This is a genomic window from Enterococcus sp. AMC1623 (genome assembly GCF_058216495.1).
This window is the reverse complement of sequence record NZ_CM177096.1, coordinates 3358664-3382678: the sequence shown is the minus strand read 5'-3', so window position 1 is coordinate 3382678 and position 24015 is coordinate 3358664. Positions and strand designations below refer to the sequence as shown.

The following is a 24015-nucleotide window of genomic DNA, read 5'->3' as shown; positions in this document are numbered from 1 at the left end:
TCTTAGCGACGAATTTCTTTGATACGAGCTGCTTTTCCGTGTAATGCACGTAAGTAGTACAATTTTGCACGACGTACTTTACCGTAACGAACAACTTCAATTTGTGCAACACGTGGAGTGTGCAATGGGAATGTACGTTCTACACCGATACCGTTTGAAACTTTACGAACTGTATAAGTTTCGCTGATTCCAGCACCACGACGTTTGATAACAACGCCTTCGAATAACTGGATACGTTCACGAGTACCTTCGACAACTTTCGCATGAACGCGAACAGTGTCACCAGGACGGAAAGCTGGGATGTCAGTACGTAATTGTTCTTGAGTTAGTTCTTGAATCAATGGATTCATAATTTATCATTCTCCTTATTTCCAAATATTCATAAAGTATTTCGTCACTTCAGCGGAATATTGTAATAGTTGAGCATTACACTCACTGAAATATCTTAGCATACTTCATATTAGGTGTAAAGAAAATTTTCTTGTCATTCTCATTTTTATTCTTCAGGTAAATTGTAAAATGAAATGCATAAGGAAATAAACGAAAAAATCATGTAGATACGATATACTTGTTAGCAACCAAACCAAAAGTATAAGGGGTATCTACATGACCAAAAATAATTGTATCACAGAAAAGCGCACCTTCAAACAACTTACTGACATCCAACGCGGAATGCTGGAACAGATGGCGAAAAGCGGCACCTATAAACAAGCTGAAATGGCGCGAGAATTAGGGGTCAGCCAACCCACTGTTTCTCGTGAGTTGAAACGCGGTAGAACGCGCCAGCTTGACTATAAGCGCAATTATTACGAGCAGTATATTGCCGCCTCAGGCGCACGGGTTTATAAAGAAAATCGTGAGAACTCGCATGCGCGGGATCATAATAAATATTCTGCGGCTTTCCTTGCTGCCTTACCTGAAAATCTAGCACCCAAGAAGGGGTTGCGGATTTATAGTGTGGATACTTTTGTACACTCTTATAGAAAGTTGCACCCTGACGAACGCGTACCATGCACGAAGACCGTTTACGCTTTGATAAATGCTGCCGTACTTCCAATCCGTAATATCGATTTGCCTATGAAGACTAGGATGCGGCCACGAAAAACAACCGTTTCTGAACCTAAAGGTCATAACGCTAAACACTTGGGACGCAGTATCGAAGAACGCTCTCCAGAAGTACTCTCGAGGGAAGAATTTGGGCATTGGGAAGTTGATTTAGTATTAGGTAAGAAAACAAAAAATGAGCCTGTCATCATCACTATGGTTGAACGGAAAACACGCTACTGCCTCACTAAGAAAGTTTGGGGAAAAGGCGCAGCGCTGGTTCAAAAAGGCGTGCTTGACTTGATGAAAAAACAGGGGCTAGAACAGTTCAAGTCACTCACAACTGATAACGGCTCTGAGTTTTCAAGTCTGTCTCTTATCGAAAGCATTGCTGAAGACGTTCAGGTTTTCTTTACTCATGCGTATGCTTCTTGGGAGAAAGGAACGAACGAAAGGCATAACCGCATGCTCCGAGAATTTATCCCAAAGGGAGTCACTCTGCGTCCATTGTCCTATTCGTATTTACTGGAAGTAACCGATACGATCAACCACAAACCAAGAAAAATAATGGGCTATACAACACCTGCAGAACGCCTTCAGGAAGAACTGGCCGATTTACAAGCAGCTTAAGGTGTTTTGTTGGTTCTATAGGATAAGAGAATAGATTAGCTGAGTCAAGAGCCGCTTTGCTCCTTCTCTTGACTCAGCTAACCTATCCTCTTGGGTCAGAACCACCAACAACTCACCTGAAAAATGGTAAGGGATGAAACACTCCCTGCCGTCAATGGCTTCAAAGCATTGGTAATACTGGATTATTGAGTAATTCGCTGTCTATAAAGGTTTTTAAAATTTTTTATGCATTTGATATTGCAATTAAGCTTTTTATTCTTCAGACATAGGACGTTTAATTTATACTTTAAACTTACGAGCTTCTTCTTGTAATCCTTGCGCAGTTTGACTAAGGGACATCGAAACAGTTGCTACATCATTAATCGTTTCAGATTGTTCATTCATTGAAACGGCAATTGCTTCAATATTAGTCGATGTTTCTTCTGATCCTGTAGCGATTTCTGCAACTGACGCTGAAACTTGTTCAGCACTTGCAGATAGTTCTTCAGAGGTAGTTGAAATATCCTGAATTTGGTTTGTCATTTCATGAACAGCTCCAACAATGGCTTCAAATGAATTGCCCGCATCGGTAATAACGTCTACCCCTTTTTCAACAGCTGGCAACGTGCTTTCCATTGCTTTTGCTACAGTTTTTGTATCATTCTTAATTTCTGTCGTTAATTTTGTAATGGATGTGGCAGATTGTTTGGATTCTTCTGCTAATTTTCGTACTTCATCCGCGACAACTAAAAATCCTTTGCCTTGTTCTCCTGCACGAGCTGCTTCAATCGTAGCATTTAGAGCCAGCAAATTAGTTTGATCGGTTAGATTGGTAATAATCCTAACAATATTTTCAATTTCTTCTGTTTCCTTTGCTAATTTTTGAATCAAGTCATTGACTGAACCTGTTGATTCGCTAATATTTGTCATTTGTTGACGTGCTAGATTAACAACAGTGGTTCCATTTGTGGCTAGTTCATTTGTTGCATTAGATGAATCAAATAATACTTGAGTAGCTTCAGCAATCCGTTGAATCCCTTGTGCGGTCTCATCCATCGCAAATGAGCTTTCATTGGCCGCACTTGCAGAATTTTGTGCAATATCAGTTGTCTTGGATGCTTGGTGAGCGACTTCTTCCGTGGTTGCTAAAACTTCTTCTGCACTTGCAGATAGCTCTTCAGATGAGCTACTTAGAATCTCAGCGCTTTGCTGAATACTGACAATTAATCTGCGAACATTATGTTTGGATTCGTTAAAAATTTTTCCTAATTGCCCAACCTCATCCTTAGATGATACTTGAATGTCTTCTGTTGCTAAATTTCCTTCTCCAAATTCTTGTGCTATATGGATGACTCGTAATAAAGGCATCGTAATTACTCGTCGTACATAAACAATCAAGCCTATTCCCACACCTAAACTAATTATAAAAATAATTATTGAGATAATCATTGAATTGGACACAGTTTTCTCGGTTTCTTTATTAATCGCATCCATGCGTTTAGTTTGAAATGTCAACATGTCCTCTGCTGCTTGGAACATCCTGGTATTAATTTCTTGAATGCGTGTATTGGCAATTTCTGTCGCTTCTCTTATATTTCCAGCATCAACAGTAGCAAGTACCTCAGTGATTGCCTCATTAATTTCTTGATTAGCGGTATTTGCACTTTCCCAGTAACCTCTAAATTCATTCGAGGGAAGATCTTTGCCTAGCTCAACAAGACTATTGTCTAAATTTTTAGCAGCCAGTTCTAAGTTTTCTCGATGAACGGCAGTTTCGGGATCTAAAATAACAGCGCGAATATGGTTGGATTGCATCCCTCCTTCATACCGTATATCTGCAATATATACTAATTGTGACAAGCGATGATCTAACGCTTCTTCCACTTGTCGATGAATTTTATTCAAATCAAAAATAGCTAGCCCTATGGATACTGCTAACAATAGAATCAATACGGAAAATGAAAGAGTTAATTTTTTGCCTATACTCATACCAACAACCTCAATTTAATTATTTCCTATCAATGTAACAGGATTATTATTCTTATCGGTTGTAATTTCACAAAGTTTAATCTTTTAAACCATTCCTAAAAAAGAAAAACCTTCGTTATATAAGTATATCCATTCTATGATAGGCTTTTCCACAAAGAAATTTGTGAATTTCACATTAAAAAAACAACGCAAATAAAAAGCTGGTAGATTAGGGATGGTTAATCTACCAGCTTTTATTATAAAAATTCTACTTCCTGTTTAGTAAGAATTTTGGGGAATTAATTGAATCTACGCAGATTTTCTAGTAAAGAATGATACGACTGCTACCACAATCACTGCTCCGATAATTGAAGGTAAAATTGCCATACCAGCAAGCTTTGGTCCCCAATTTCCTAGTAATGATTGTCCGACTGCTGAACCGACTAATCCAGCTACAACGTTCGCAATAATTCCCATGGAGGAACCTTTGTTAGTAATTGCTCCTGCAATTGCTCCGATAACGCCACCTACAATTAATGACCATAATAATCCCATGTTGTTCCTCTCCTTTGCTTTCGTTTAATTCATCCTCATGTTTTTATTCTACACGAGGTTCTGTACGTTCTTGAATTTCGTTAACGCCTTTATCTACGCCACGTTTCGCTTTGGCTGATTGTTTTGAAATATAGCTACCTGCAGTACTTGCTGCATCTGTTACTTTATCTTGAACAGTTTCGCTATCTTCTTCGTATTCTTTTTTCGATTTGATGTCTGCTACATTTACGTTGACTTCAATTACATCAAGATGTGTCATATTGCCCACTTCTCGTGCAATTACTTCTTTGACTTCATCGTAAATCTTTTTAATATCTTTGCCATACTCAACAACAACATCCATATCAACCGCAACTTGTTTTTTACCAACTTCCGTGCTGATTCCTGATGTTACATTGTCTGTATTAACCAATTTTTCAGCTAAATTTGAGAAGAATCCACCATCAACCGTTAATAACCCATCAATTTCCTCTAAAGCAATGCCAATAATCTTTTGAATTACTTTATCGTCAAAAGTAAGTTCTCCTGTAATATTTTTTGGTGCCACTTCTTTATTTGGTACTACTGGTACGTTTGGTTGTTTTTCCATGTTAGTTCCTCCTAATAATTATTTTATATTTTAGGTCGTTTAAATGAATCGAAAAAACCGATCGAATTCAAATAAAAACCTAGATACGCGCCAAGAATTGTTAAAAATATAACCAATATTGTTTTGAAAAAACCGACTGTAATGAGAAGAATCGCCAAGATCAAACCTGCCACTCCACCTATTATCGGATATTGGTATTGTTGAAATAGTCCGTTCATGTGATCCTCTCCTTTACTCTACACGACGAGAATCGTTGCTTTTTTTGGTTTCTTGATAATCTTCCAAAACAACTTGTGTAGTCAATTTGTCTGAAGTACCTAACAATTGTCTAAGTTCAGCCGTGACTTCTTCAATCAATAAGCGTTGTTGCTGTGGAACAGCAATTACTTTCCGCATCTTCCCTTGAATCTTCACTTTAATATTTTTCTTACGCATAACTACCTTCACTGAGGGATTTTCAAGAAAAGGTTCTTTACGAACAATTTGCAAAACAAAATGTTCAATTGCCTTTTTTTGGATAGTTAATTTGCCATTTTCATCCTCTAAAGTAATTGAATGCTTCGCGCTTGGATAAAAAATCACCACTACGAGCAAGACTAAAAGGATAATCGAGCAAATCATACTTCCCCAGAATAAAAAGTAAGGGATGATGCCACCAATAAATGGGTAATCATACATAGAAAGCAAGCGAAACGGGAGATATGTTACAGTTTGATTTTCAATCATCACAAAAGCAAAAATACTAATTGTCAAGAGCAAAAAAATTCCTATCAGCCACTTCCATATCTTATTCATACTTTCACCTCTTTTAACAAAAAATGGTTGCATTTAAAAATAAATCATACAAGTTTTGCTTAAAAGGAAATGATGCGCATTCCTTTTTAAAATGGTATATAATGAATGGAGCAATCGAAAAAGAGAAAACGGCAGATCAAAATACGTACGAATTTCGAAAAAGAACATAATGTTTTTGTTATTTTAAAAATTTTACACGTGTAAACTTACAATCACATTATATCGTATGATTATTTTTAAATCAAAAGAAACAATGTTCATATTTTTTTTAAACATACTTAAATTGTTACTTAATATTTGCCCTCTTTGTTATCGATACATTCATTGTACAACGCTTTTTTTCAAAATAACCGCCATTTTTTAACCTACACTGGACAATTTACAAATTAAAAATTACACTTGTTCCTGTTCTATCAAAGGATAGCACACATAAAGAAAGGATAAAAAAACTTGAATTTTAGCAACCGTATAGATATTTTGGTTAGTCGGTTTTAAGTATCCGCTTACAATAACATTTTAACATAATCTTTGATATATTTCCTATCATACCTATTTCATATTTTATACCAGTGTGGATATTTAAATGAAAGTAGTATCTTTTCTCCCTAAGAAAAACGTATAATAAAACACATAAGTTTTAGATAACATAAAAGTGCTTTTCTTTTTCTAAACTGTTTTTGGCTATAATTAAAATAACAAATATTTAACTTTTATCCATCTAAAGCGTGTGTCAAGAAAGGACCAACAACTATGATGTACGGAATTTCTTCAACTGCCTGGTTGAAACAAAACATTTTATTTGCTTTAGAAGAAGAAATACAATTTATCTCTAGTCGCGAACTCACACAAATTGTGGGTGACTACAGTCAATCAACGATAAAAAAAATCTGTCGAGAATTGCAAGAAGAGATTGAACAAACCTATCCTACTGATGTTTCAACACTAATTATTGATCAGCGAAATGGAATTAAATTAACACGACAACCTTCTATCAATTATCAAAAATTACTTGCGACTATTTTTTCGTCCGAATTAGGTTATGAGTTATTGCAACAGTTATTACTTAAACGTTCCATCTCCACCATTGCTTTTTGTAATAGTCATTATATTAGTGAATCGCAATTGCGCCGGAAAATCAAAGACATTAATTCATCGTTAAAAAAACACAAGCTCCGAATTACTTTGTCAAACGAAATTACAATTAGTGGTGAAGAATATAAATTACGTTCTTTCTTTTTTGTCTTTTTATTTACGATTCATCGCCAGTTTTCATTTATTTCTTGGGTCGAAAACAAGGCAACAATTAATCAATTATCCGAACAAATTGTTGCTGATTTATCTCTTGAATCGAATAGTCAAACAATTGAAATTTTATCGATTTGGGTATTTATTATCAATTCGGCTGTGAAATATGGTTGGCCACTCACTTATGATGACAACGAAAAACAAATTCTAGAAGGTTTTGCTTTACCAAAACGTCCACCTTTCTTAACTGATTGGAAAAATGAAGATTGGCAACTATTAGTAATAGCAATTTACAGCTCTGATATTATTGATTTCCATCTACAAGTGAACTTATCATCGCTTGAAAAAGTTTTACCGTTACAAGATGCAGAGATTTGGATTGAACTATTTGAAGAAAAATTTCTTCCACTAACAGATATTCAAAAAGAATTTATTTATAAAAAATTTGTCAAACAATTATTAGCTAATCACTTTTTTGAACCTGATGAAAATAGCTTGAATAATTTTACCACGCATTATAGCGACGAATTAAAAACGCTCTATCCTATTTTATTTGATAAATACGATAGTTTGTGGCAAGAATTTCTTCAAAAAACATCTGAATCAGCCTATGAATATTTTAGAATCGAAAGTTTATTACTATGTTTTTATCTTGTTCCTAAAAAAATATTCTTTCCAAGAATCAAAATTTTTATTCGTTCTGATTTAACGTTTCTATATACGAAGCATATTGAATTTCGCGTTTCAACACGCTTTTGTGATCAATATTTTATTGAGTTTACAACTGATATTCATCAAGCCGATATTATTTTAAGTACGACATCTTTAAATGAGCTGGACGATTATGTAACCAACTTCAAAAACTTGGTACCCATTATTTTAATTAATTCCAAAATTTCAGAAAATGATTTTTCTAAAATTGAAGAAGCCCTTATTCAACTTACTTCTACGCTATTAGAAGAAACAAAAGTGACGCATTCTTAATCGAGAATGCGTCACTTTTTTAGCGTACAACCAGCACATCACATGGCGCACGATTAATTAAATATGTTGTCGTAGAACCAGCGAGTGTTTCTTCAGATTCGCCTGTTGCACCAATAATAATTAAATCAATTGCTCGTTCTGGTTCGGTAGCATAAGCAATAATTTGTTGTTTAGGATTACCATATGAAACAATCACTGATAGACTGTCCTCAGGTAATGTTTGAGCAATCTCTTGTTTAATACTGGCTAACTCTTCTACTAAATACTTGCGTGTTCCTTCCATCATCTTCATCAAACGCGGTGAATTTAATAAATAGCTAGGAGTATCTAAGATTCGTACGACTGTCAAACTGGCTTCTTTTAATTTTGCTTCTTCTACAGCTTTCGCAATCACTTTTCTTTCCATCGCTGAACCATCAATTGCTACTAATATATGTTTATGCACCATTAACACCCTTTCTACGGATAGCTTCTTCTTTTATTTTAACAAAAAAGCTACGCACCTTCCAATAAATCGCGGTGTTTGTATCCATAAAATCCAAGTATTACTAGTAAAACACTAATTGCCAATATACTACTGAAAGCTACACCATCAAAAGCCTCCATTGGTAATTTAGGTAGCCACTTAAAGATTCCTGTTTTCGCAAACCAATCAGGTAAATCTAAAATTCCGCCAAAATAATCCAATATGAACGCATAACTCAAATAAATATAACTCACCATGCCTAATCTTGGAAACCAGCCTAAAAGAAAAGCGGATAATCCTATGAAAAAACATACTGCTGGATAAAGATTAAAGCCAGCTGCTAGAAAATCATAAACGGTGATAGTAGCAGACTCATTCATTACATAAAGAGCACTTCCGCCGAGCATACTAACAGATAGAAAAATACCAATGATACTAACTAGCATTGCTAAAAGCATAGTTGTCACAAATAATTTTGCTCGCGTTACTTTCGTTACATAAAGTTGACTAAAGCGTAAATGGGTTTCTTCGGCAAACAATTTGTTGATAATCGCAATCGGTAAAATAGCCACGAACATCACTAAAACAACAACAATCGTGCTGGTAAAAGAAGCTTCAATCGAAGTTCCAGTATGCGTAAACATTTGTTTCATCAACTCATTGCTATCTAAAAATTTCTGCATATCGCCATAAATTGATCCATAGGCAACACCTAATGCTGCAAAAGCAACCAGCCAACCCACAATCATTCCCTGATTAATCCGAATCAAAAAACCACGAATAGAAAGCAACGACCGTTTAGCATACGCTCGCCCTGTTTTTTCAGGCAGATAACCAGCACCCATGTCCCGATAATTCTCTAGAAGTACCGCTAAGATAAATAAGCCTAACGTACCTATCAGTAACCAATAAAGATACATCCAATTATTTTCAGTGAAAGGATACGTTAGATAGGTCCAACCTAGCGGATTCCACGCTGTCAAATCCTCGTTAGAGACGTCCGTTCCTGCACGTACCATATAAAGCACTCCGATTATTCCCAAAGTTATGCCAGTTGCTCCGGATGAATTCGACATAAGTTGAGCAAAAACGAGTGCCAGTAGACCACCAAAAATACCTGCTACACCAATCGATAAACCAAACAAAAATGAACCTTCCCAATCAATTGATGATACTTGGAAAAATCCCATCATGCCAGCAATGATGATTGTTAATATGCTATTGATGAGAATAATTTCAAAAACAACTGCTAACGAATTGGCTTGGCGCCCCACTTGAAAAGAACGAATCAACTCGGTTAAACCTAACTCTTCTTCTTTACGCGTATGACTAACCACATGCAAAGCAGTAACAATCATCGCAAATAGTGCACAAAAAAGTAACATCGTATGAGCATACATAGCACCAATCGTGTAATCGGTAGCGGTTTTTGCAGCAGTAGGACCTACCATAGAAATCATCGCAGGATTTTTCAGTGTTTCATACATCCCAACTAAGCCTTGCCCTTTAGAAATTTCTTCAAAGGCTGGTACAAAACCACCAGAAAAAATTCCTAATCCAATAAGCCAAAAAATAATTTTTGTCCAATCTCTTTTCAAATATTGGACAAATAATACTCCGCTACGAGCAAATTTTTCATTCATTTATTCCCCTCCTAAGTTATCCTTCATAATGACGCATAAATAAATCTTCTAACGTTGGAGGGACAGATTCAAATTTTTTCACACCTAATTTGGTAGCTTCAACTAAGATGTCATTAATAAAATGATTATCAGCTGAAAAAACTGCACTATGTTCATCTTGTTGTTGAAAATCATGCACCCCGATCACTCGTGCAAAATCACTGATTTTCTGGATTGTTTCTAAAGTGATTGTTGAACGTGTTAAATGGCGTAATTCATTTAGTACTCCTGTTTCAACGACCTTACCTTGACGAATAATTACAATTTTGTCTGCTAAACGTTCTACTTCGCTTAAAATATGAGACGAAAGTAAAATTGCCTTACCTGCATGTTTTAACTTTTCTACTTCGTCTTGAAAAACAGCTTCCATTAACGGGTCTAAACCAGATGTCGGTTCATCAAAAATATATAAATCGGAGTGAACAGATAATGCTGCAATCAACCCAACTTTTTGTCGATTTCCCTTCGAATAACTCTTCGCTTTTTTCTTGGGATCCAGTTCAAACCGTTGAATCAATTCGTCTCGTTTTTGCTGGTCTCCACCTCCATGCAATTTCATAAATAAATCAATAATTTCGCCACCTGTTAGACTTCCCCATAAAGCTACATCACCAGGCACATAGGAAATTCGTTTATGAATGTCAAGGCTGTCTTTCCAAACATCTTTCCCAAAAATTTGAGCTTCTCCTGCTTGACGGTTGATAATTCCTAATAAAATCCGAATAGTCGTTGATTTCCCAGCACCATTTGGACCAATAAATCCAACGACTTCACCTGCATCAACAGTAAATGTAACGTCCGACAATGCTTGGAATTTCCCGAATTTTTTTTGAACATTTTTTACTTTGACTACTTCTGTCATTTTCTGAACCTCCCTTGCTTACGCATGCACCCATTATAGTGAGCTTCCAATCTAAGGTCAAACAAATTTTCATCAAGTTATGAACTTTAATCATTTGAAAGTATGTAATTTATTCCTTATACTATATAGGAAAGAAAATTGCGAATAATTAGGTAAAAAAAGTTTGTTAATGGAGGGTATTTGATGAATGGATTTGAAAAAAGAACGTTAGAAAAAAGACAACAAATTATTGATGCTACATTTACCTTAATTAATCAGAAACAAGGCATCCAATCTTTAAAGATCGAAGACATCGCTAGAGAAGCAAATGTTGGTAAAACCACTATTTTTAAATATTTTGGTAATAAGGAAACATTGATCCATGAAACGTTTGCAGTATTTATCGATCAAATTCGCCAACAAGCCCATGCTGAAATGGAAAAAAATCTCCCATTTGAAGAAACATTAATCGCCTTAAGCCAAAATAAAATGCGCGCAATTAATCAAATTAGCAAACAATTTTATTTAGACATGATGGTTTATATGACCGAAAAAAACGAAAACGGCTTATCTATCTTGATGGAAAAATATACAAAAGAAAGTATTGATATGCTCCTTGATCTCTTTCACCGTGGCCGTAAAGAAGGCAAAGTTGACTTAAAATATTCAGATGAATTTTTAATTTTATATTTTCAATCTTTGGTTGAAGGCATGTCACACCCAACTATCTACGAACGAATGTTGCCTTATAGTGAGGAATGGACAGAAATCCTTTTAGCAGGCATGGCACCCAAGTAAAACACACACTAAGTGTTGGTTCACCAATTATATGCTATATATTCGAATGGACTATCTATCTGCTCATCTTCCATTCCCTAACTAAAAACGTCTTATGTAGTTATAACCCCTACATAAGACGTTTGTTTATAATCGTTTGCGGAAACCAAATGTGAGTAACATACACACATAAAAGACCACTGCCCAGTCAATTAAAATGACTGCTCCTAATCCAATTGGATGCATAAACATCGATGTTTCACCAAATAGCATGGTTGAAATATCTAAATAATGGAAGGGGAGATAATAGAACCATTCATGGGCATTGTTCGCTTGTAGCCAACCAAATTGTACAACGACTAATAAAGCGAATATCCAAACTATGTGCGAAATAAAGTATCGAGTAAACAAGCTAATAAACGCACTAAACATGGATATGAAGAAAACTCCTGCGATAAACAGACCGCTGTATGCAAGTAAGAATTCTCCTATAGTTGCTACATCCGTTTTCCCAACCATTGATTGAACAATCGGTGTGCTTAAATGACCAAATCCATTTAAAAGGGTGACTACTACTAAAGCGATAACTGCCACCACTATAAATAAGCCTGTATTCAGTAAAAAGAATGTCCACACTTTACTCATGACTAATTTATGTTTAGAAATTGGTAACACGTTGAGAAAACGAATCGAACCTTGTCGTTTATCTAACATAAAGAAATGTGCTGCCTGAATGGCTAAAAAAGCAAATAATAAAATAGATGAAATCCGATAAATAAGTTGGTTTGACAGATAATTCACTGCTGGTTGATTCCGGCTATCTGGAACTTCGGTTAATTTATGATCGACAAGATATTGATAATATAAAACATCTTGTTGCAAGGAAGCTTGCGTAATTTCTTGTTCCTTATTTGGATATGGAATCAGCTGAATATCCTTTTGACGCCCTGCTGTAAATTCTTGCAAATTAAAGTTGGCATACGCTAAGTTTAACTCATTGCGGGTTTGGGCATCTCCTGTTGATGAATATGCTGAGATTAGTGGTTCTAAGTATGTTAATCGTTCTTTTTCACGATCTGATTCTTCTGTTTTTTTGTCTTTTGATAATTGATTTGCTTTCGCCTCTACTTGTGAAGTGGTTTCTTGAATGGCACCCAACATCGTCAATTGTTGCGTGTTTGCTTTCGCCAAACCACTAAATAAACTTGCCAAAAAAAGAAGGGCTAATAATAAAAAGGAGAAGAATGCAAACCTTGATTTTATATAGCGCTTCATTTCTATACGCATTTGTTCAAACATTTCATTCATCTCCTAAGTTAAATACATTTCTCCATATTGCATTTCGACATCTTGCCCCATATTTTCAACGGTTAGAATTTGTTGGTCTTTCAAAAATAATAATTTATCACTTACTCGTTCGATACTATCTAACTGATGAGAGGCAAATACGATTGTTTTTCCTTGTCCACGCAATTCAACAAAAATTTCTTCAAATTTTCGTGTAGCTTCAACATCCAAACCGTTTAAAGGTTCATCCATTAACAAAACAGGCGCGTCACTGACAATCGCCATCGCTAGCAATACTTGTTGTTTTTTATCCAAAGACAACTGCTGAATTTGCTTGTTTTGACTATTTGTTAACTCTACTCGTGTTAATACTTTTGTAATATCAATTGTGGATTGCCACATTTTTTTCACATAGCGCAAGTGATCTTTCACGGTTAAATTTCCAAATAAATCTTCCGTGCTTTGCACATAAAATAATTGATGTAAAAAAGCCCGACGTTTAGAACGTAAAGAAATACCATTACATTTAATACCACCTGTTTTGCTAGGCACTAAACCACAGATAACATTAAGTAAGGCTGTTTTTCCCCTACCATTCGGTGCAACTAAACAAGCAATCATACTGTCTTCAACAGTAAAAGAAGCATTTTTTAAAATTAGTTGATTTTTAAATGCGACATGCACTTGTTTTACTTCTAACATTTTTTCACCTCGTTATGACTTATTGTGTTTTATTTTACCATTAAATCTTATTTCTAGTCATCAATGTTCCAAAATCCAAACAAAAAACACGAAACAATTTCTTTTTATTTAAGAAATTATTCCGCATTTTTTATCTATTGCGTATGATTACTGTACTTGAAAATAAAAACTAATCCCATTTGGGTCAATAATTTGTAATTGATTGTCTATCTTTTCATAAAGAACTTCTTTTGCTTGCCAGTTTGTTTCTAAATTATCCAGTTCTTCTTGACTATTCACTAAAAAGGTAACATATTCCAAACCTAAATCTTTCTCATCCATTGGCGGTAACTGACGGCCGTTCCAAATATTTGTTCCTATATGATGATGGTAGTTCCCCGCTGCAAAAAATTTAGCTTGTTGCCCAAAATCACTTTTTAATGAAAAACCTAAAATTTCAGTGTAGAATGTTTCAGTTGTTTCTAAATCAGCTACTTTTAAATGTACGTGTCCAATTTTCGTTCCCTCAGGAAAATCTTTGCGACTGCGATCACCCGCAGCTAAAACACCATCCGCATCCATTTCAATCGTGATACCGACAATCTCTCCATCTTCACGAATATCCCATTCTGACATATCTTTGTCTCGATAAACTTCAATGCCATTTCCTTCAGGATCGGTCAGATACAAAGCTTCACTGTACCCGTGGTCACTTGCACCCAAAATAGGCACTTTCGCTGTCAAATAGTGAAAAAGAGTATTTCCTAAATCTTTTCTAGTTGGTAATACAAATGCGACATGATACAATCCGGTTTTTCGAGTTAACGGATTAGGATATGCAATTTGGTTTAAAATTAATAGCGGTGTTTGTTCCACTCCTAAAATACTTTGTTGTGGCGTTGTTTCTAATATCTGTAAACCAATTCCTTGATAATAGTTTGTCATCTTTTGTAAATCAGCTACTTTTAAAGCAACGATTCCTGGATGTGTTTGTTCAGATAATTGAAATGTTGTTTGTTGAATGCCCATCATTTACCCCTTCTTTCATTTGTTGTCATCTCATTATAACTCTTACTAAATGTAAGTGTTATAAATCTGCTTAGCCATTTGCCAATTTATAGTAAAAAAATACCGCTGAAAAAATTTCAACGGTATTTTGTCTATTGCAAGGTTGAAACAGCCATTTGTAAAGCTGCCATTGCATCTTGATGATTAATCGTGTACACGACATTGTTAACTTGCCATGTGACTAGATTGGTTTCATAGCCAGAACCACCCATATCGATAGTGATTTGACCAATGTGTTGCGGTGCTGGTAGCATGGCTACTTCTAAATATTCTACGACTTGCTTAGCCATTGCTACTGGATCTTGTTGTTCCAGGTTATTTGCACGTACCAGCAAGTTCCAATTTCCCTCTTTCCATGCTACATAGGAAGAACCTGCAGCACCTTGTTGATAGCCCGTAATGTTATAGCCTAAATCAACCGGCTGACCACTCATATCAACCCGTAATTCCACTGCAATTTTCGCTTCTGTTTCTGATGGATAAATTGATTGTTGGAAACCTGCAATCGGTGTTTCATAATTTAATTCCTGCTTGTTCAAAATCATAGGTGTAGACATATCATAATATAAAACTGACAATTGATTTTCATCACCTGAACTTGCTACGTTGACGACATTGCCCTGTGTATGTGGAACATTTGTTGGAAAGGCAATGGTTGGAAAATTCATTTGCAATTGTGTCATCGCATCTGTTTGAGTTTCTTCATTTGACGCAGTAGTCTCAGATGACTCCGTTTCAGTTACTGACGTATTGGTTGCTGATGACGTATTAGTTGTTTCTGATTCAACGCTAGATGTAGATGCATTCGTTTCTGCTGTCGTTGACTCCTCAGTCGTAGTATTCATACTGGATTCCGCTTTTGATGAATCGCTTGTCTGAGTTGTTTCTGCTACTTCGGTTTCATTTGTTGTTACTGTTTCTCCTGGTTTCTCGCTAGTTTGTCCGCATCCCACCAATAAGAGTAAAAACATTGGAATACCAACGAATGCTATTTTTTTCATCTTTCTCGCCTCTTCTTTCGTCTATCACTAGTGGTGATTAAAATTGATTAATAAAATCACCAAACCATTGAACTAACTTTTCCAAAATACTTACAAAAAACTGTTTTGCCTGTTCTAAGAAATTCTCAGAACCTAACATTCGTGCCCATTCATTAATTTGTGCCATAATTTCCGATCGGAAAACCCACACAAGAAAGGCTAACAATAAAATCCCTAATAAACGCCAGATGGCTGAACCAACTTTGATAATAAAAACAATAAGTAAAATCACGATAACTAAAGCAATCAGTTGTTCCATTCAATCGCCTCCTCTCTTTATTTTCTATTATCCTTGGAATTTGGTCAAGGAACATGGTGCTAAAGACTGATTTTTCATACAAAATTTTTATTCGTTTCTCATAAAAAATAACAAAAAAACCAAGTTATCCTACTAAGACAACTTGGTGTTCATGCTTATTTACCGTCCAAGATATTTAGACGAACTTTTTTAGGTCCTTCTGTGCGCACCCCATAAACGATTGTACGAATAGCTTTTGCTACACGACCTTGTTTACCGATGATGCGACCAATATCTTCCGGTGCAACAGATAAATTATATTCAAAGAAATCGTCTGACTCCACAATTTCTAAAGAAATTTTGTCAGGCTGGGTTACTAAAGGACGAACGATTGTTAAGACTAAATCTGTCAAATCTTTCATACTTTATCTCCTTATTTCTTAGAGAATTTAGCTTCGTGATGTTTTTTCATAACGCCTTCTTTAGAAAGTAAGTTACGAACTGTATCAGAAGGTTGCGCACCTTTTGATAACCAATCAAGAACTAAGTCTTCTTTGATTGTTACTTTAGCTGGGTTTGTTAAAGGATTATAAGTACCTACTGTTTCGATGAAACGTCCGTCACGAGGAGAACGTGAATCTGCTACTACAATACGGTAAAAAGGACTCTTTTTAGAACCCATGCGTTTTAAACGAATTTTTACTGCCATTATTTACACCTCCATTGGTTTTAATCACAAGAGCTAGTTTAACAGGTTTTGACAAAGGTGTAAAGAGTTTTTTCTTTACACGTTGAACTTTTTTTCAAAAAAATAGTATTTCTTTCTATTTTTAATGATAAACGTTAATTATTAATTGTTTTTCATTAAATAAACTGCTAAAATAAAATAAAAAAGAAAGGGGATTCTTTTGATGAATCTACAAAAAATTCAAAAGCGAGCAAAATTTTTCGCTTTGATTTTTCAATTTTTATTTTTTCTTTTTGTATTTCTTACCGTTATTGCCCTTATCTTGTTAGTCTTTTTTCATTATCCACTAACCTTTGATATAAAAAAATCATCAGAAAATTTTGGTCTCTTCTTTAACTATTCTCAAACTTTTGATTCCACATCAGAAACAATGTTGAGAAATCTTTCGCTTGCCCGTTTAATTTTATATAACTCACTGTTAATCATAATTTTTTATCAAACGAAACAATTATTTAAAAAAATTTCATATGGCTTGCCTGTGTTTGATTCAAAAATTATCCAACAACTGAATAACATTGCTTTTTGGCTTTATGTATATGCACTTGCTCCAATGATTATTGATCCAATCATCTCATATATTTTTACACGCTCCTTTGAAATACGTATTGGTATAGATGCCAGTTTATTATTTGCAATCGGCGTTTCTTTGTTAATTGAAGTCTTTAAATACGGTGCTGTGTTACAATATGAAGTGGATGAAACTGTTTAGAAAGGGATAGACTATGGCGATTATTTCACGACTTGATCGTGTAATGGCTGATCGAAAAATGAGTCTCAATGAATTGTCTGAGAAAGTTGGCATTAGTAATGTTAACCTCTCAAAACTAAAAAATGGACGTGTCAATGCCGTTCGGTTTTCTACTTTAGAAGCAATTTGTCGAGCTTTAGACTGTCAACCTGGCGATATTTTGGAATATCAAGAAGAAAAGTAGTTATTCTTTGTCTTTTCAACTAACTTTTAGTAAGATATAAGTGTAAACATTTAAAGGAGGAATTATCATGAGCAAAAAAATTGGCATTATCGTCGGCAGCTTACGTAAGGATTCATTCAATCGTAAAGCAGCAGAAACATTTGTAAATCTGTTACCAGAAGGCTATGAAGCAGTATTTATAGAAATTGGCGATCTACCTCTTTACAATGAAGACTTAGATGTAGCAGGCAGTGTTCCAGAAAGCTGGACACGTTTTAGAGAAGAATTAAAAACAGTTGATGGCGTGTATTTCTTTACACCTGAATACAATCGTTCAGTTCCAGCAGCAATCAAAAATGCACTTGATGTTGGTTCAAGACCTTATGGTGAAAGTGCTTGGGATGGAAAACCTGCTTTAGTAGTAAGTGTTTCTCCAGGCGCAGTTAGTGGTTTTGGTGCAAATCATCATTTACGTCAGTCTCTAGTCTTTTTAAATATGCCAACATTGCAACAACCAGAAGCATATATTGGGAATGTCCTCAATTTATTAAATGAAGATGGTACGTTCATTGATGATACTGTTAACTTCTTCCAATTAATTACTAACAAATATATTGAATTTTTTGAAAAACTAGCTTAAAGACTAATTTGATTAATAAAAAGTGAGTAGCGATAATTGCTACTCACTTTTTATTTGTAGAAAATAGAAATAGTAACTACTCTCAGATAACCTTTTCTTTTTTGGTATACTATAAATTAAAAAAAGAAAGAAGGCTTGCTATGATGAAAAAACTCCATACAGTAAACGAGAAACAACTGGCTCAGTTACTAACACTTTGGCTAAATAGTAATCTTGACGCTCACGCTTTCATCGATAAGCGTTATTGGCAAGAGCAATTGCCCTTCGTCAAAAAAACTTTACCCGAGTCTGAACTATATATTTATACCACCAACGATAAAATTCTGGGATTTATCGGGCTGATGGACAATTATATTGCAGGTTTGTTTGTTGAGAAATCCTATAGAAATTTGGGGATTGGAACAAAACTACTACATGCAGCAAAAGCCAATCATGAGCAGCTTACACTAACAGTTTTCGAAAAAAATAATAAGGCTGTGAAGTTCTATTTAGCAGAAAATTTTCTCATCGAAAAGAAACAACTAGATGCGCATACAAATGAATCTGAATTTGTGATGACTTGGACGTAACCATAGCTCTTATTCAACACAATCGACAAAAACACCCTTGCAATTTGCAAGGGTGTACAAGATATGATTATCTAAGCAAAATTTCGGCAGCAGGTGGTAATAAGTCTACAAGCTCTAAAGAATATTCCCAAAACATCAGCCCTCGTAAGTTATTTTCTTTAACGTATCGGGCTTTTTCTTTCATAGATTGTGCATCATCATAGGAAATAAATTCTTGACCATCAAAATAATACGACGCTTTCGCTTCATCATCCCAAAAAACATATTCTGGATGATTCGCTAATTTATTTTTTAGAGAATGATAATTTTCTGTTTGGTTACCAAATGTTTCTGCTGGACACCCAACTGGATGTGTTGCATCTTTAGGAAACCCTGTCCACATGCGACTATAGAAAGCTGCGCCAATGACAATTTTATCAGCTGGAACCCCTTTTTCCTGTAAATTTTTTACTGCTTGTTGTGCGCTTAATTCGCCTTCTAATTGACTATAAGATGCTAAGTTTGTGTGATGTCCAGCAGTTTTAGTAAAGCTACCACGCATATCATAAGTCATCACATTAACAAAATCGAGAAAATCAATATATTCATAACGATCATTTGGACTCATAGTATCCAACAATTTTTTCTCTGCGCCAATTGCGGTTGTTAACCAGTACGACTTCTGATTTTTTGCACCTAACTCATCTAATTGAGAGCGTAATTCTTGCACAAAAAACAAGAAATTTTGAGCATCGTCTTCTGAAGCTTTAATTCCTGCAATATCCATTCCTGGATATTCCCAATCCAAATCAATGCCGTCAAACTGGTATTTTTGCATATAGGCAATTAAATTTTTAATTAATATTTGGCGATTTTCTTTCGTTGCTACCCCTTCTGAAAAACCATCTGCACTCCATCCTCCAATGCTAATACATGTCTTTAAGTGAGGATGCTCTGCTTTTAGTTCATTAATCAAATGAATTTTCTTTAAGTCACGCACAATCTCTAATCCGATAATATTGGCGAAGGCATAATTAATACATGTTAAATCCGTTGCTACAATCTCTTCTTTCGTCCACTCTTTGTTGTCATCTAGATACGCAATTACTTCTGTCATGTGTACACCTCATTTTTTATTTTTTTGATCGTTAAAGATACGTTACTGATACTCATGGAGGGATTATTAAGCGACATCATTTGTAGAGTTATAGGTGTTTCTCTTTTTTACTCAAAAAACCCCTTCCTTAATGTCTATCTTAAGAAAAGGGTTTCAATTATTCAATATGTGTTTTTTAGCTAGCGTGTGTTTGACTTGTTTGCTGTTATTTTTCGAAAATGCAATTCTGTTAATTCACCCATTTGTGTAGTTTCCACAAATTCTAACCGTTTACGGTACTTGCCTTCTTCAAATAAACGTTTCCCTTTTCCTAAAAGAACTGGTGCAATTTGTATCCAAAATTCGTCAATCATATCCGCCATAACCAATTCTGTAAATAAACCACCCCCACCAACAATCCAAATACTATCGCCTGCTTGTTTTTGTAATTCTTCTAAAATTGTGACCGTATCTCCAGAAACATAACGTCCTTCTTCTAATTCTTCCTTTTCTGTTCGTGAAAAAATAATTTTTTCTTTACCGGGAAAAAGGTTTTCATCACCTAAAATTTTCTTCGTTTCCTCGTAAGTTACTCTTCCCATAACAACGGTATCTACATCTTTATCAAATGCTTCATAGGTGGAAACGCCCGCTAAATCCGTATCAAATAACCACTGTAAATTATCCTGTTCATCTGCTAAAAATCCGTCCAAACTGATGGCGCCATAAAATACAATTTTACGCATAATAGACCTCCTTTTTCTCTAAGTTTAACAAAAATATGAAAAAAAGGCTTGCAAATTTAAAGTGTACCACTCATAATAGTACACACAAACAAGTGTATGACTATCCGTAGTACACTTTAGTCATACAGAAAGGAGTCTGACATGGTTACCATTAATAAAAACAGTAGTCGTCCCTACTATGAGCAGTTAGTCATCGGGATTAAAGAAGATATTCTTCATGGCATCTTAGTACCTGGTGAAAGAGTGCCTTCTGTTCGCGAAATGGCCAAACAGTTGTTAATGAATCCTAATACTGTAAGCAAAGCATACAAGGTGCTGGAATCTGAGCAAGTACTCGTGACAGTTCAAGGTAAAGGAACTTTTGTAAAAAAGCAAGAGAACATGCCTCGTGATGAACACAGAATCCAAGAATTGCAACAACAGTTCCACATTTTAGTCATTGAAGCCAAGCATTTACAAGTCACCGATGAAGAAATTCAGCAGTGGTTGAAACAAGCAAAAAAAGATTTAGGAGGTTCACAAGCATGAAAGTCGCACACCTTACAAAAAAAATCGATCAACAAGCTATTTTAGAAGATGTCAATTTTGACTTAGTAACAAATGAAATTGTTGGCCTGATTGGTCGGAATGGTTCAGGAAAAACCACACTATTTAGAACAATAGCCGGTCATTATTATACTGACGGTGGAGAAATAACCATTAACAACGAAAATATCGAACTTTTTCCCAAAGAACGCCAGCATATTTTTTATATTGATGAAAAAGAAAACTTTTTGGGTCAGTATTCTTTAAAAAAACTCAATACCTTTTATCGAGCTGCTTATCCTAACTTTGATCAAGATTTATTTTTATCCTTGATAAAAGAACACGAGTTATCCCTGCGCTTATCTTACAATCGCATGTCTAAAGGTATGCAAGGCCTCTTCCAAATGATTTTAGCCATTGCTTCAAATGCAACGTATTTACTATTGGATGAGCCTTTTGATGGATTAGATGTTATCGTTCGGAAAAAAGTGATTAGACTATTGTTAGATAATATGAGCGAGAGTAAGCGAACAACGTTAATTGCGTCACATAATCTCAATGAATTAGAAAATATTATTGACCGTGCCTTACTATTAAAAGGGAACACCATTACCCATGATTATCGGTTGGAAGAAGTTCGTGAACAAGCTAAAAAAATTCAAATGGTCTTTAAAACAAAAAAAGTTCCTGAGCTAGTCAAACAACATTCAAAAGCTCTAGCTTTCCAAGGCCGGGTTGTTACTGCTTTGTTTGAAAATTTTACAGAAGAACTAGCCAATAAAATTAATGCCTTAGAACCCATTGTTTTTGAGGAATTACCTTTAACACTAGAAGATTTATTTGAAGCAAACTTAGCAAACGAATCTCTGACGAAGGAGTTGAAATATGTATGAATTCAATGATTAAAAATATCTATTATCAACGTTACGGAAAAATATTGCTGGTACTGATGGGAGTGTTCACATTCATTTATGTTGGCTCAGGAATTAACTCTATTGGTTCTTGGTATGAACAAAAAGAGTATTTGTATTCGGAAGAGTTTAGTCATAGCTATGACAAAGATACATCTTATCAAATTAAAGACTATCAACATGAAATACCTGTTTATTATCAATCGATTCAAGAATATCGCGATGATGCTCTAACAGTTTTTGATAAGTTTTATTTCTCTCACTTAGCGCCAGCAGAGAACGTCCTATCTGATTACACGAATAATGATTACGAATTGATTGAAGGTGAAGCGAATGACTATCAAGTTGGTGGTTGGTATTCTTCACAACTTTATAGTTACCTCACAATAGTTGCACGTGTCATTTTCTGCTTAGGGTTTCTCTTGTTTTTTGTCGATCAAAAAACAAATTTCAATCGCTTTTTATTCTCACTTCCTTTTAAACGTCGAGAATTATTTCTTGGAAAAGTCGTCTATGTCGCTCTTCCACTTCTTGGTTTTTTAGCTCTCATGATTGTGAGTTATTCACTCATCCTGTATTGGGGTATTCCAAAACCCTACATGAATGTTACCTTGTTACAATTACTGTACTCTAGCTTTAGCCATTGGATGTATCTTGTTTTCGCATTGACAGCTGGTATTTTCTTTGGAACAATGTTAGGAAATCTAGTCTTTGGTGTCTTAGCTATCTTGGCAGGTATCTTGCTTTTATCCGGGAATTTTAATTGGGCATATTCAAACTTAAATCTTTTGGTTACGTATTTTTTCCCGCAAGTCCGCTTTGTTTCGGCTACAGCCCTTTTTGTTACAGAACCAGGAAAAACAGGTAGTCCTTGGCTGTTCTTACTGATTCTATTTGGAGTAAGTCTCCTCTTTTTATACCTTGGTGAACGCATGTTTCATAAAATTTCTTTAGAAAATAATGGACAATTTGTTACTTCACCAGAAATCCGATTACCGGTTTGTATTACCATAATTATTGGAAGCCTCCTATTCTTTGGATTATTGAACTTTGATTTGACGGGTATGGTAGTGAACGAATATCCTTATTTTTGGAGAGATTTGTTGATACAAATTGTTGTGATTATCGTCGTCAGTGTTACTCTTGTCTACTCTCAAAACATTCGCAATTGGTTGCTTGCCAAACGTGACTTACGCATACTACAAAAATGATACGCAAAAAATCCGTTCCTTGATGCGGGAACGGATTTTTCAATTAAAACTTTTTTAATTCAGTTTCTATTTGTGCCTTATCTTTTTCATTGTTCAAAATATCGATTACCATTTCAACATAATGTTGGTCTATTTCAGTTAAATGTTGCTCTTTTTGCGCTTTGTTCAATTTGTCTAGCGCAGAATTTTTCAAACGTAATTGTTCTTCTGTTGTTGCTAAAAGTCGTTCAATGCTTTCTTGGAAGTCGACATCTCGACTACCAAAAACGTTATGCAAATCACGACGCAAAACGATAATTTCCGAGTCTTTTAAATTTGTTTTTAACGGTAAGTCATCTTTGATTTTTGCGCCATTTAATGCCATATCCTTAGACTCAAATAACTCGTTCACTGACTCCTGAATTTCTAATTTCTCATAAACAATATCTAGCTGTTTTTCTACAAAAGCAAAATCATCAAAGGAGATATTATCCAAATGATATTCCGAAATCAGATATTGATTGGTTCTTTTCAATTTTTTTAACTCTTTGGCTAACGTATCGACTTCTTTTTTAGTAATATTTTCTTTTAAATAGCCATTATTGGTTAGCTGTTTAACTTGCTTGCGCAGGTCTCCTGTTAAACTGACTTGATGGTTATTTTTATTCACTTGAACTAACGCTTTTCCTGCAACCTGCTGTTTTTGTCCTATTGACCAATACGCAACGCCTCCAAATATGATTAACCCCACAAGTACACCAAAAATCCATTTTTTCATAATTATCCTCCCATTTCATTCTTGCTGTTCAGATAAATTCATTATACGCTAGA

At 35.1% G+C, this 24015-nt stretch carries 29 protein-coding genes; 10 read left to right on the top strand and 19 right to left on the bottom strand.

Features of this window, described 5'->3' with window-relative positions:
• Positions 1-2: 2 nt before the first annotated feature.
• Complete coding sequence (gene rplS / locus AC4BC7_RS16680; protein WP_207941780.1) at positions 3-350, bottom strand: 50S ribosomal protein L19; 348 nt, start codon at positions 348-350, stop codon at positions 3-5.
• Positions 351-606: 256 nt separating this feature from the next.
• Between rplS and AC4BC7_RS16675 the strand changes: the two genes are divergently transcribed.
• Positions 607-1674 (top strand): IS30 family transposase, encoded by a 1068-nt coding sequence (locus AC4BC7_RS16675; protein WP_490502703.1) that lies wholly within the window; start codon positions 607-609, stop codon positions 1672-1674.
• A 279-nt stretch (positions 1675-1953) separates the two neighbouring features.
• Here the strand turns inward: AC4BC7_RS16675 and AC4BC7_RS16670 are convergent, their stop codons facing one another.
• The 5 genes from AC4BC7_RS16670 to amaP form a co-directional block, all read right to left on the bottom strand.
• Entirely contained in the window at positions 1954-3642 is a 1689-nt protein-coding gene (locus AC4BC7_RS16670; protein WP_490503424.1) for a methyl-accepting chemotaxis protein, read from the bottom strand.
• A 288-nt stretch (positions 3643-3930) separates the two neighbouring features.
• On the bottom strand, positions 3931-4176 hold the full coding sequence (locus AC4BC7_RS16665; RefSeq protein WP_490503423.1) for a GlsB/YeaQ/YmgE family stress response membrane protein: 246 nt from the start codon (positions 4174-4176) through the stop codon (positions 3931-3933).
• Between the two features lie 43 nt (positions 4177-4219).
• The gene (locus tag AC4BC7_RS16660) at positions 4220-4765 is read right to left on the bottom strand and encodes an Asp23/Gls24 family envelope stress response protein (protein WP_207941777.1); all 546 of its coding nucleotides are present in this window, start codon (positions 4763-4765) and stop codon (positions 4220-4222) included.
• 23 nt (positions 4766-4788) lie between these two features.
• Entirely contained in the window at positions 4789-4983 is a 195-nt protein-coding gene (locus AC4BC7_RS16655) for a DUF2273 domain-containing protein (protein ID WP_207941776.1), read from the bottom strand.
• Between the two features lie 13 nt (positions 4984-4996).
• Positions 4997-5560, bottom strand: coding sequence for an alkaline shock response membrane anchor protein AmaP (gene amaP, locus AC4BC7_RS16650; protein ID WP_207941775.1), 564 nt, complete (start codon positions 5558-5560; stop codon positions 4997-4999).
• Between the two features lie 750 nt (positions 5561-6310).
• Here amaP and AC4BC7_RS16645 point away from each other — a divergent pair.
• Complete coding sequence (locus AC4BC7_RS16645) at positions 6311-7789, top strand: helix-turn-helix domain-containing protein (RefSeq protein ID WP_207941774.1); 1479 nt, start codon at positions 6311-6313, stop codon at positions 7787-7789.
• Between the two features lie 19 nt (positions 7790-7808).
• Here AC4BC7_RS16645 and AC4BC7_RS16640 read toward each other — a convergent pair whose 3' ends face one another.
• From AC4BC7_RS16640 to AC4BC7_RS16630, 3 genes are read right to left on the bottom strand one after another with little or no spacing between them, the layout of a single operon-like run.
• The gene (locus tag AC4BC7_RS16640) at positions 7809-8237 is read right to left on the bottom strand and encodes a universal stress protein (RefSeq protein ID WP_243430624.1); all 429 of its coding nucleotides are present in this window, start codon (positions 8235-8237) and stop codon (positions 7809-7811) included.
• Between the two features lie 47 nt (positions 8238-8284).
• Complete coding sequence (locus AC4BC7_RS16635; RefSeq protein WP_490503422.1) at positions 8285-9898, bottom strand: ABC transporter permease; 1614 nt, start codon at positions 9896-9898, stop codon at positions 8285-8287.
• Positions 9899-9914: 16 nt separating this feature from the next.
• Positions 9915-10799 (bottom strand): ABC transporter ATP-binding protein, encoded by an 885-nt coding sequence (locus AC4BC7_RS16630; protein ID WP_490503421.1) that lies wholly within the window; start codon positions 10797-10799, stop codon positions 9915-9917.
• 183 nt (positions 10800-10982) lie between these two features.
• Between AC4BC7_RS16630 and AC4BC7_RS16625 the strand changes: the two genes are divergently transcribed.
• Positions 10983-11576, top strand: a complete 594-nt coding sequence (locus AC4BC7_RS16625; protein WP_207941770.1) for a TetR/AcrR family transcriptional regulator — start codon at positions 10983-10985, stop codon at positions 11574-11576.
• A 126-nt stretch (positions 11577-11702) separates the two neighbouring features.
• Here AC4BC7_RS16625 and AC4BC7_RS16620 read toward each other — a convergent pair whose 3' ends face one another.
• The 7 genes from AC4BC7_RS16620 to rpsP all read right to left on the bottom strand — a co-directional run bounded on the left by AC4BC7_RS16620 (position 11703) and on the right by rpsP (position 16578).
• Positions 11703-12854: an ABC transporter permease subunit gene (locus AC4BC7_RS16620; protein ID WP_207941769.1), complete on the bottom strand. Its 1152-nt coding sequence runs from the start codon at positions 12852-12854 to the stop codon at positions 11703-11705.
• 12 nt (positions 12855-12866) lie between these two features.
• Positions 12867-13544, bottom strand: coding sequence for an ATP-binding cassette domain-containing protein (locus AC4BC7_RS16615; RefSeq protein ID WP_207941768.1), 678 nt, complete (start codon positions 13542-13544; stop codon positions 12867-12869).
• Positions 13545-13691: 147 nt separating this feature from the next.
• Positions 13692-14552 (bottom strand): VOC family protein, encoded by an 861-nt coding sequence (locus AC4BC7_RS16610; RefSeq protein WP_207941767.1) that lies wholly within the window; start codon positions 14550-14552, stop codon positions 13692-13694.
• A gap of 131 nt (positions 14553-14683) precedes the next feature.
• Positions 14684-15592: a hypothetical protein gene (locus AC4BC7_RS16605; RefSeq protein WP_207941766.1), complete on the bottom strand. Its 909-nt coding sequence runs from the start codon at positions 15590-15592 to the stop codon at positions 14684-14686.
• Between the two features lie 37 nt (positions 15593-15629).
• Positions 15630-15890, bottom strand: coding sequence for a hypothetical protein (locus AC4BC7_RS16600; RefSeq protein ID WP_207941765.1), 261 nt, complete (start codon positions 15888-15890; stop codon positions 15630-15632).
• A gap of 155 nt (positions 15891-16045) precedes the next feature.
• Positions 16046-16291: a KH domain-containing protein gene (locus AC4BC7_RS16595; protein ID WP_207941764.1), complete on the bottom strand. Its 246-nt coding sequence runs from the start codon at positions 16289-16291 to the stop codon at positions 16046-16048.
• An 11-nt stretch (positions 16292-16302) separates the two neighbouring features.
• Complete coding sequence (gene rpsP / locus AC4BC7_RS16590; RefSeq protein WP_207941763.1) at positions 16303-16578, bottom strand: 30S ribosomal protein S16; 276 nt, start codon at positions 16576-16578, stop codon at positions 16303-16305.
• Positions 16579-16780: 202 nt separating this feature from the next.
• Between rpsP and AC4BC7_RS16585 the strand changes: the two genes are divergently transcribed.
• From AC4BC7_RS16585 to AC4BC7_RS16570, 4 genes are all read left to right on the top strand, one after another.
• Positions 16781-17326: a hypothetical protein gene (locus tag AC4BC7_RS16585; protein ID WP_243430623.1), complete on the top strand. Its 546-nt coding sequence runs from the start codon at positions 16781-16783 to the stop codon at positions 17324-17326.
• Between the two features lie 13 nt (positions 17327-17339).
• Positions 17340-17549: a helix-turn-helix domain-containing protein gene (locus tag AC4BC7_RS16580; RefSeq protein ID WP_207941762.1), complete on the top strand. Its 210-nt coding sequence runs from the start codon at positions 17340-17342 to the stop codon at positions 17547-17549.
• Between the two features lie 67 nt (positions 17550-17616).
• The gene (locus tag AC4BC7_RS16575) at positions 17617-18168 is read left to right on the top strand and encodes an NADPH-dependent FMN reductase (RefSeq protein ID WP_207941761.1); all 552 of its coding nucleotides are present in this window, start codon (positions 17617-17619) and stop codon (positions 18166-18168) included.
• 140 nt (positions 18169-18308) lie between these two features.
• Positions 18309-18737: a GNAT family N-acetyltransferase gene (locus tag AC4BC7_RS16570; protein WP_207941760.1), complete on the top strand. Its 429-nt coding sequence runs from the start codon at positions 18309-18311 to the stop codon at positions 18735-18737.
• Positions 18738-18804: 67 nt separating this feature from the next.
• Here the strand turns inward: AC4BC7_RS16570 and AC4BC7_RS16565 are convergent, their stop codons facing one another.
• Both AC4BC7_RS16565 and AC4BC7_RS16560 read right to left on the bottom strand, forming a co-directional pair.
• Positions 18805-19833, bottom strand: coding sequence for a glycoside hydrolase family 18 protein (locus AC4BC7_RS16565; RefSeq protein ID WP_490503420.1), 1029 nt, complete (start codon positions 19831-19833; stop codon positions 18805-18807).
• A gap of 179 nt (positions 19834-20012) precedes the next feature.
• Positions 20013-20558 (bottom strand): dihydrofolate reductase family protein, encoded by a 546-nt coding sequence (locus tag AC4BC7_RS16560; RefSeq protein WP_207941758.1) that lies wholly within the window; start codon positions 20556-20558, stop codon positions 20013-20015.
• A gap of 141 nt (positions 20559-20699) precedes the next feature.
• Here AC4BC7_RS16560 and AC4BC7_RS16555 point away from each other — a divergent pair, with 141 nt between their 5' ends.
• From AC4BC7_RS16555 to AC4BC7_RS16545, 3 genes are read left to right on the top strand one after another with little or no spacing between them, the layout of a single operon-like run.
• Complete coding sequence (locus AC4BC7_RS16555; protein ID WP_207941757.1) at positions 20700-21086, top strand: GntR family transcriptional regulator; 387 nt, start codon at positions 20700-20702, stop codon at positions 21084-21086.
• A complete protein-coding gene (locus AC4BC7_RS16550; protein WP_207941756.1) occupies positions 21083-21976 on the top strand; it encodes an ATP-binding cassette domain-containing protein in 894 nt (297 codons plus the stop codon). The genes AC4BC7_RS16555 and AC4BC7_RS16550 overlap by 4 nt, the downstream gene beginning before the upstream one ends.
• On the top strand, positions 21973-23205 hold the full coding sequence (locus AC4BC7_RS16545) for a hypothetical protein (protein WP_490503419.1): 1233 nt from the start codon (positions 21973-21975) through the stop codon (positions 23203-23205). Before AC4BC7_RS16550 ends, AC4BC7_RS16545 begins: the two co-directional genes overlap by 4 nt.
• 43 nt (positions 23206-23248) lie before the next feature.
• Here AC4BC7_RS16545 and AC4BC7_RS16540 read toward each other — a convergent pair whose 3' ends face one another.
• Positions 23249-23962, bottom strand: a complete 714-nt coding sequence (locus AC4BC7_RS16540; RefSeq protein WP_490503418.1) for a hypothetical protein — start codon at positions 23960-23962, stop codon at positions 23249-23251.
• Positions 23963-24015: the final 53 nt, after the last annotated feature.